Below are 7,417 nucleotides of genomic sequence, written 5' to 3' on the forward strand. Positions count from 1 at the left end.
CTGCCGGGCTCCGTCCGTGTCGTGGTGCTGCGGGCCGAGGGCAAGTCCTTCTCGGCCGGTCTCGATCGGCAGGCGTTCACGCCCGAGGGCTTCGACGGGGAACCGTCGTTCATCGACCTCGCGCGTGGTGACGACGCCGAGCTGGACGCGACCATCGCCGAGTACCAGGAGGCGTTCGCCTGGTGGCGGCGCAGCGACATCGTCTCCGTCGCCGCCGTCCAGGGGCATGCCATCGGGGCGGGCTTCCAGCTCGCCCTCGCCTGCGACCTGCGCGTCGTTGCCGACGACGTGCAGTTCGCCATGCGCGAGACCAGCCTCGGACTCGTGCCCGACCTGACGGGCACGCATCCGCTGGTGGGACTCGTCGGATACGCCCGCGCGCTGGAGATCTGCGTGACCGGGCGGTTCGTCACGGCCGAGGAGGCCGTGAACACCGGGCTGGCCAACGTGGCCGTGCCCGCCGACCAGCTCGACGACACGGTCCGCGACCTCGCCTCGGCCGTCCTCGCCGCGCCCCGCGACGCCGTCATCGAGACCAAGGCACTGCTGCGCGGCGCCCAGGACCGCACGTACGAGGCCCAGCGCGGCGCCGAACGCCAGGCCCAGGCCCGCCGGCTGCGGGACCTCGCGGGCATCGGGGAGTGAGGGAGAACCTCCCGGCGTAGCAGAACCTCCCGGCGTAGCAGGGGTCCCTCAGCCGATCCCGCTCACCAGTACCGCCACCGTCGGGTGGTCCGGCAGTGTCCTCCGCACCGCCGTGCGGACCGCTCGGGCCACCTCACGGGCCTGGTGGTCCGCTCCCACCGCGAGTTCCAGCCGGACATGACGGTGCGGCAGCGCGGCGTCGCCCGGGAGTTCCTCGATGTGCACCGGATGGCCCAGCGCGGCGGTGAGGTGGAGCACGCCCGGGACCTCGAGCGCGGCGGTCGCGACGCGGCCCTCGTCGCCGTCCTCGGGCCGTGCGGCCCGAGGAGGTTCGGGGAGACGTACGGCGGGTCCGGGTTCCGTCTCCTCGTCCAGCAGTCCCGTCACGCGCAGGTCCACCTCCGACACCGTCAGACCCAGCCCCTGCGTCGCGGCGGCCGCCAGCGTCGCCCGCAGCAGGGACGCCGTCGCCGGCAGCGGCTGCGAGGCCGTGGCCGCGAACTCCGCCGTCACCCGCAGCGGTCCGGGCGGCTGCGCACTCGGCGGGGCCGGTACGGCCGGCTCCCGGGTGTCCGCCGGGTCGGCGAGCGCGACACGGAGCGCGTCGAGGTGTACGCCCGGAGCGTCCTGAGCCGCGCGCCGCAGCACCGCCTCGGCCGCCTGCTCGGCGATCCACGCGCCGTCGCGCGCATCACCCAGCGGCAGGAGCCTGCCGAGGCCCAGCTGATGTCTCACTGCCTGCGTCCACCGGTCACCCGTCATTCCTCCAGCCTGCCGCATCAGAGGCGCGCTACCACGCAACCGTGCTTACGGTGGTCGAAGGACGACAACCGAAAAGGACGTGCGGTGATGACTGACATGACCGAGAACCGGGGCGGGGAGTCCGAGACGTCGGCGGCGCGCAGGAGTCCGCTGGCCAAGCGTGCTGGGGGAGACCCGGGCTCGCGCGGGCGGACGACCATCGCGGACGGCGTGGTGGAGAAGATCGCCGGGCTCGCCGCACGCGACGTGGACGGCGTGCACGCCATGGGCAGCGGCATCTCACGCACCTTCGGAGCCGTGCGCGACCGCGTGCCGGGTGGCGCGAAGTCGGTGTCGCGCGGGGTGAAGGCCGAGGTCGGCGAGGTGCAGGCCGCCCTCGACCTGGAGATCGTCGTCGAGTACGGCGTGTCGATCGCGGATGTGGCCCGGGACGTACGGGAGAACGTCATCACCGCCGTCGAACGGATGACGGGCCTCGAGGTCGTCGAGGTCAACATCGCGGTGAGCGACGTGAAGCTGCCGGACGAGGAGGAAGAGGAACCCGAGCGGCGGATTCAGTGAGGCACGGCCCATCGGACAACACAGCGGCTGAGGAGCTGAGGAGCGCATGAGCATGGCCGTGGTCGGCATGATCGCCGGCATGGCGTTGGCCTTCGCCGGATACTTCGGCGGATTCGGCGCCTTCCTGCTGGTGGCGGCGCTGGGCGCCGTCGGCTTCGTCGTCGGCCGGTTCCTGGAAGGGGACATGGACTTCGGCGACTTCTTCCGTCCACGTCACGAACGGCGGCGGTGACACCCATGAGCGCGGGGGCCGGTGAGCTCGGCAGACCCCTGGCCGCCGTCCCGCCGGGTGAGCGCGGCGCGACCCGGATCGCCGACCGGGTGGTTGCGAAGATCGCCTCGCAGGCGGCCCGCGAGGCCGTCGGGACACTGCCGTCCGACGCCGGCCGGCCGTCCGCCAGCGTGGTCGTCCACCACGAGGCCGCCCACGTCCGGGTGCATGTCGAACTCGACTACCCCTGCGACGTCGGCGACCGCTGCCGCCAGGTGCGTCACCACGTCGTCGAGCGGGTGGGCACCCTGGCGGGAATGGAAGTGCCGGAGGTCGTCGTCCAGGTGGAGCGGCTGCATCTGGTCGCCGGGCCCGGCGCGGCACAGGGGAGGACGCGATGAGCGAACCCCGGGGCACCGATCCTGCCGAACCGCCCGAGTCCGAGGGCACCACCCAGCGCCTCCCGGTCGTCGACACGTCGGAGACCGGCGCAGGACCCGACCGGTCCGCGCCGGTGGATGCCGACGGACCGCCGCCCGCACTCGACGGCGAGGGCGGAAGCGAAGGCCGCTTCTGGTCGGCGCGCCGCGTCCCCGCCGGCATCGTCGCGCTGCTGCTCCTGGGCCTCGCCGGACTGTTCCTGTACGACATCGCGTCCGTGCGCGCCGACCGGCCCGTCATGAGCTGGCGCCGGGAGCTCGCCCGGCAGCTCGCCGAACGGCCCCTGGACGACGTCTGGGTGCTCGTCGGGGCCGGGGTCGCCGCCGCCCTCGGGCTCTGGCTGCTCGTCCTGGCCGCCACACCGGGCCTGCGGGCCGTGCTCCCGATGCGGCGCGCGCACGCCGACGTACGCGCCGGGCTGCACCGCGATGCCGCCGCGTCCGCGCTGCGGGACCGGGCCATGGAGGTGTCCGGTGTGCAGTCCGTGGACGTCCGGGTGCGCCGGACCCGGGCGAAGGTCCGCGCCGCGTCGCATTTCCGTGAACTGGACGACGTACGAACCGAACTGGACGCCGTGCTCACCGACGCGGTCCGCGGACTGGGGCTCTCCCGGCCGCCCGCGGTGTCGGTGCACGTCCGGCGGCCCGGCCGGAAGGGGTGACTGCGGTGCTCCGGATCGTCAACCGCGTGTTCCTGGGGCTCGTGGGCCTCGTCCTGCTGGTGCTGGGCGGCTCGGTACTGGCCGTCGGCCTCGGCGCCCCGGCACCTTCGTGGTGGATCCACGACAGCCGGCACGACGTTCTGCTGAGCGACGCCGAACGCACGCGCTGGCGGGAGGACGGCTGGTGGTGGCCGACCGTCATCGCCGTACTCGCCGTCTTCCTGCTGCTCGCCCTGTGGTGGCTCGTCGCGGTGCTCCGCCGGCGCCGCCTCGCCGAGGTCCTCGTCGACACCGGCGACGGTGACGGCGCGCTGCTGCGCGGCCGGGCCCTGGAGAGCGCCCTCGCCCAGGAGGCGGAACGGGCCGACGGCGTGGACCGCGCCGACGCCCGTCTGACGGGCCGCCGCCGTACCGCCCCCGAGGCCCGCGTACGGCTCGCACTGGAACCGCACGTGGACCCGGGAACGGCCTTGCACGACCTGACCACGGGCGCCCTGGCCCACGCCAGAACCTCGGCGGGCCTTGCCTCACTCCCGACGGAGGTGAGGCTGCGGGGCGTCAAGCACCGTGCGGAGAGGGTGAGTTGAGTACGGCAGAGTCAGGTCTCAGAACCCGTGCCGGGCTCCGCCGTCCACCGGGACCATGACCCCGGTCAGATAGGAGGCCGCCGGCGACAGCAGGAACGCGGCCACCCGCCCGAACTCCTCCGGCGCCCCGTACCGCCGCAACGGAATACGTGACTCCGAAGCCGCCCTGGTCGCCTCGGGGTCCGCCGACAGCCCGTCAAGCTGGCGCACACGGTCCGTGTCGATACGCCCGGGCAGCACCCCGACCACCCGGATCCCCCGCGGCCCCAGCTCCTCGGACAACGACTTGGCGAACCCCGCGAGCCCGGGCCGCAGCCCGTTCGAGATCGTCAGCCCCGGAATCGGCTCGTACACCGAGCCGGACAGCACGAACCCGATGACACCCCCGGCCTCCAACTCGGTGGCCGCGGCGCGGGCCAGCCGTACGGCACCGAGGAACACCGACTCGAACGCCGACTGCCACTGCTCATCGGTGTTGTCGGCGACGAACCCGGCCGGCGGGCCGCCCACGCTGATGAGGACACCGTTGAAGCGCCCGAAGTTCTCCCGCGCGGCCCCGATCAGCCGGGCCGCCGCATCGGGGTCGGCGTTGTCGACGGCCACCCCGACCGCGTTCGGGCCCAGCGCGTCCGCCGTCTCGGCGACGCTCTTCTCGTCCCTGCCCGAGACGACCACCTTCGCCCCGTCCGCGACCAGCTCGCGCGCGGAAGCGTTGCCGAGGCCTCGCGTGGCCCCGGTGACGACGTACACCCGGTCCTTCAGTCCAAGATCCATGGTTCCTATCCTGCCCCCTCCTCGCCGAACAGGGCGAGGGCGGTGTTCACGAGGCCGATGTGGCTGAACGCCTGCGGGAAATTGCCGAGGTGCCGGCCGGTCACCGGGTCGAACTCCTCGGACAGCAGACCGACGTCGTTGGCGAGCCCCACCAGCCGCTCGAACAGCGCGCGGGCCTCCTTCGTACGGCCCGTCATGTACAGGGCGTCCGCGAGCCAGAACGAGCACACCACGAAGGTGCCCTCGGAACCGGGCAGTCCGTCGACGTCCGCGTCGTCGGTCGTGTAGCGGAGCAGGAGCCCGTGGTGGTCCAGCTCCTCGCGGATCGCGTCGATGGTGCCGATCACCCGCGGATCGTCGGGCGGCAGGAAGCCGACGCGCGGGATGAGCAGCAGCGCGGCGTCCAGTTCGCGTGAACCGTAGGACTGCGTGAAGGTGTTGCGTTCGGGGTCGTAGCCCCGCTCGCACACCTCGCGGTGCACCTCGTCGCGCAGCGCGCGCCAGCCCTCCAGGTCGCCGTCCAGCTCCGGATGGCGCTCCAGGGTGCGTACGGCACGGTCGGCGGCCACCCACACCATCACCTTCGAGTGCACGAACTGGCGCCGGCCGCCGCGCACCTCCCACAGCCCCTCGTCGGGCTGGCGCCAGTGGGTCCGCAGGAAGTCCATCAGGGCCGTCTGCAGCGCCCACACGTCCGGCTGGGCCGACAGGCCCGACTCGCGGGCCAGCGACAGGGAGTCCATGACCTCGCCGTAGACGTCGAGCTGGAGCTGGTTCACGGCGTCGTTCCCGATACGGACGGGCGCGGACCCGGCGAAGCCGGACAGCCACGGCAGCTCGGACTCGGGCAGCCGCCGCTCGCCCGCCAGGCCGTACATGATCTGCAGGTCGGCCGGGTCGCCCGCGACCGCGCGCAGCAGCCAGTTCCGCCAGGCCTCGGCCTCCTCCTGGTAGCCCGCCGCCAGCAGCGCGCCCAGGGTGAGGGTGGAGTCGCGCAGCCAGCAGTAGCGGTAGTCCCAGTTGCGCACCCCGCCCGGCTCCTCGGGCAGTGAGGTGGTGAGGGCGGCGACGATGCCGCCGGTCGGGGCGTAGGTGAGCGCCTTGAGGGTGATCAGGGAGCGGACGACGGCGTCCCGGTACGGCCCTCGGTAGCGGCAGCGCGACACCCAGGCCTGCCAGTCCTCGACGCTGTGGCGCAGCGCGTCGAACGGGTCGACGAGCGGTGGGCGCGACTCGTGGGAGGGGTGCCAGGTCATGACGAACGCGACCTTCTCGCCCTTTCCGACCGTGAACTCCGCGTGCGTTCCGAAGTCCTCGCCCCAGCTGAGCACTTCCGGCTCGCTGCGCAGCCAGGTGGAGTCCGGGCCGGCCACGGCGACCCGATGGCCGTCGGCCCGGCGCATCCACGGAATGATCGAGCCGTAGTCGAAGCGCAGCTTGAGGGCGCTGTGCAGCGTCACCTCGCCCTCCAGGCCCTCGACGATCCGCACGAGGTCGGGTGCCTGGTCGCGCTGGGGCATCAGGTCGGTGACACGGACCGCCCCCTGCTCGGTCTCCCACTCGGTGTCCAGAACGAGGGTGTCGCGGCGGTAGGCGCGCCGGGTGCACCGGTCCGCCCCCTCGGGGGCGATGCGCCAGTAGCCGTTGTCCTCGTCGCCGAGGAGCTTGGCGAAGCAGGCGGCCGAGTCGAAGCGGGGCAGGCACAGCCAGTCGACGGACCCGTCCGTACCGACCAGGGCCGCGGTCTGTTCGTCACCGATGAGCGCGTAGTCCTCGATACCGGTATGCACGGAGTGCGGGTTCCCGGCAAGTCGGGCCTGCAATCAGGGGTGGAGCCGGGTGAGTGACGGGCCCTCGGCGGAGGGGGAGCCGGTACCGGAGAAGATGACACCGGGATCCGACGGCGCCTGGTTGAGCACCCACAGGCCGATCAGCGTGGCCAGGGCGAAGACGACGGCGATCAGCACGGCGAGCACGAGCCGCCGCCTGCGTTCGCGCCGCAGCCACTCGCCGCGTGCCGTGCGGTACGCGTCGGGGTCGGGGAGCACCCCGCCGGCCAGTGCCTCGAGTGCCTCGCGCAGCTCGCGCTCGGTGCGGCCGTCGCCGTGGCCCGTCCGGTCCGGGCTTGTGTCCTTCATCGCCGGGCCTCCATCGCCTGGGTCAGGGCGGCGATGCCGCGTGCCGTGTGTGTCTTGACGGAACCGCCGGAGATACCCATCGCGGCGGCTATCTCGCTCTCCTTCAGACCGAGCCAGTGCCGCAGCACCAGCGCCTCGCGCTGGCGGGGCGGCAACTGCTGGAGCGCGTCGATGAGCACGCGCTGGTCCTCGCGCAGCAGCGCGGCGTGCTCGGCGGAGGCGACCGCCTCGTCCGGCGGGCTCGGCGGGTTCTCCTCGTGCCGGCGGGCGACCTGGAGGTGGCGTATCCGCATGCGCGTCAGATTGCAGACCGTGGACCGCAGATAGGCCTCCGCCGCGGCCGCGTCCCGCAGGCGCCGCCACTTGCGGTAGATCTGGTAGTACGCCTCGGCCACCACGTTCTCCGGGTCGTCGGCGCCCAGCAGGACGGCGAGCCGCAGCATCGAGGAGTAGTGCAGCTCGAAGAGGCGGGCCACGCCCGCCTCCCGCTCCAGGTCGGCCGGATCGGCGGCCGCCGGGGGCAGGGGCACGGCGGCGGGGGGCCGCCCCGCCCGCGCCCCCCAGGGGGGGGTGTCTCTGCGGCGCCCGGGGTGTTGGCTCCCGTCTCCCGGCGGCGCCCGGGGGGGCGGCGGGGCGG

The 7,417-nt window shown here is 73.3% G+C and carries 11 protein-coding genes; 6 read left to right on the top strand and 5 right to left on the bottom strand.

Features of this window, described 5'->3' with window-relative positions:
• On the top strand, nucleotides 1-645 hold a 645-nt coding region (locus ACFTZL_RS37520; RefSeq protein WP_382592672.1), incomplete at its 5' end, for an enoyl-CoA hydratase/isomerase family protein.
• A 48-nt stretch (nucleotides 646-693) separates the two neighbouring features.
• On the opposite strand, the gene ACFTZL_RS37525 is transcribed toward ACFTZL_RS37520, so the two are convergent.
• Nucleotides 694-1,407 carry a nucleopolyhedrovirus P10 family protein gene (locus tag ACFTZL_RS37525; protein ID WP_382592675.1) on the bottom strand — a complete coding sequence of 238 codons (714 nt, stop codon included), beginning with the start codon at nucleotides 1,405-1,407 and terminating at the stop codon, nucleotides 694-696.
• 87 nt (nucleotides 1,408-1,494) lie between these two features.
• On the opposite strand from ACFTZL_RS37525, the gene ACFTZL_RS37530 reads away from it, so the two are divergent.
• Genes ACFTZL_RS37530 through amaP form a run of 5 tightly spaced genes read left to right on the top strand, consistent with a single transcriptional unit; the run spans nucleotide 1,495 to nucleotide 3,868 of the window.
• Complete coding sequence (locus tag ACFTZL_RS37530) at nucleotides 1,495-1,968, top strand: Asp23/Gls24 family envelope stress response protein (protein ID WP_382592678.1); 474 nt, start codon at nucleotides 1,495-1,497, stop codon at nucleotides 1,966-1,968.
• Between the two features lie 46 nt (nucleotides 1,969-2,014).
• On the top strand, nucleotides 2,015-2,200 hold the full coding sequence (locus ACFTZL_RS37535; RefSeq protein WP_184599696.1) for a hypothetical protein: 186 nt from the start codon (nucleotides 2,015-2,017) through the stop codon (nucleotides 2,198-2,200).
• A gap of 5 nt (nucleotides 2,201-2,205) precedes the next feature.
• Complete coding sequence (locus ACFTZL_RS37540) at nucleotides 2,206-2,580, top strand: Asp23/Gls24 family envelope stress response protein (RefSeq protein ID WP_382592682.1); 375 nt, start codon at nucleotides 2,206-2,208, stop codon at nucleotides 2,578-2,580.
• A complete protein-coding gene (locus ACFTZL_RS37545) occupies nucleotides 2,577-3,281 on the top strand; it encodes a DUF6286 domain-containing protein (RefSeq protein WP_382592685.1) in 705 nt (234 codons plus the stop codon). Before ACFTZL_RS37540 ends, ACFTZL_RS37545 begins: the two co-directional genes overlap by 4 nt.
• The gene (gene amaP / locus ACFTZL_RS37550; protein WP_382592688.1) at nucleotides 3,278-3,868 is read left to right on the top strand and encodes an alkaline shock response membrane anchor protein AmaP; all 591 of its coding nucleotides are present in this window, start codon (nucleotides 3,278-3,280) and stop codon (nucleotides 3,866-3,868) included. The genes ACFTZL_RS37545 and amaP overlap by 4 nt, the downstream gene beginning before the upstream one ends.
• 18 nt (nucleotides 3,869-3,886) lie before the next feature.
• On the opposite strand, the gene ACFTZL_RS37555 is transcribed toward amaP, so the two are convergent.
• Genes ACFTZL_RS37555 through ACFTZL_RS37570 form a run of 4 tightly spaced genes read right to left on the bottom strand, consistent with a single transcriptional unit; the run spans nucleotide 3,887 to nucleotide 7,310 of the window.
• On the bottom strand, nucleotides 3,887-4,642 hold the full coding sequence (locus ACFTZL_RS37555; RefSeq protein ID WP_382592691.1) for an SDR family oxidoreductase: 756 nt from the start codon (nucleotides 4,640-4,642) through the stop codon (nucleotides 3,887-3,889).
• 5 nt (nucleotides 4,643-4,647) lie between these two features.
• On the bottom strand, nucleotides 4,648-6,432 hold the full coding sequence (locus ACFTZL_RS37560; protein ID WP_382592694.1) for a glycoside hydrolase family 15 protein: 1,785 nt from the start codon (nucleotides 6,430-6,432) through the stop codon (nucleotides 4,648-4,650).
• Nucleotides 6,433-6,465: 33 nt separating this feature from the next.
• Complete coding sequence (locus tag ACFTZL_RS37565; protein ID WP_382592697.1) at nucleotides 6,466-6,780, bottom strand: hypothetical protein; 315 nt, start codon at nucleotides 6,778-6,780, stop codon at nucleotides 6,466-6,468.
• Nucleotides 6,777-7,310: a sigma-70 family RNA polymerase sigma factor gene (locus ACFTZL_RS37570; RefSeq protein WP_382592700.1), complete on the bottom strand. Its 534-nt coding sequence runs from the start codon at nucleotides 7,308-7,310 to the stop codon at nucleotides 6,777-6,779. The genes ACFTZL_RS37565 and ACFTZL_RS37570 overlap by 4 nt, the downstream gene beginning before the upstream one ends.
• Between the last annotated feature and the right edge of the window lie 107 nt (nucleotides 7,311-7,417).

The sequence above is a fragment of the Streptomyces sp. NPDC056948 genome (genome assembly GCF_042674225.1).
Lineage (GTDB): Bacteria > Actinomycetota > Actinomycetes > Streptomycetales > Streptomycetaceae > Streptomyces > Streptomyces purpurascens.

What these genes read in the sequence shown, in the direction of transcription:
- ACFTZL_RS37525 (WP_382592675.1), bottom strand. Translation starts at nt 1,407, where the DNA reads ATGACGGGTGACCGGTGGACGCAGGCAGTGAGACATCAGCTGGGCCTC.
- ACFTZL_RS37530 (WP_382592678.1), top strand. Translation starts at nt 1,495, where the DNA reads ATGACTGACATGACCGAGAACCGGGGCGGGGAGTCCGAGACGTCGGCG.
- ACFTZL_RS37535 (WP_184599696.1), top strand. Translation starts at nt 2,015, where the DNA reads ATGAGCATGGCCGTGGTCGGCATGATCGCCGGCATGGCGTTGGCCTTC.
- ACFTZL_RS37540 (WP_382592682.1), top strand. Translation starts at nt 2,206, where the DNA reads ATGAGCGCGGGGGCCGGTGAGCTCGGCAGACCCCTGGCCGCCGTCCCG.
- ACFTZL_RS37545 (WP_382592685.1), top strand. Translation starts at nt 2,577, where the DNA reads ATGAGCGAACCCCGGGGCACCGATCCTGCCGAACCGCCCGAGTCCGAG.
- ACFTZL_RS37555 (WP_382592691.1), bottom strand. Translation starts at nt 4,642, where the DNA reads ATGGATCTTGGACTGAAGGACCGGGTGTACGTCGTCACCGGGGCCACG.
- ACFTZL_RS37565 (WP_382592697.1), bottom strand. Translation starts at nt 6,780, where the DNA reads ATGAAGGACACAAGCCCGGACCGGACGGGCCACGGCGACGGCCGCACC.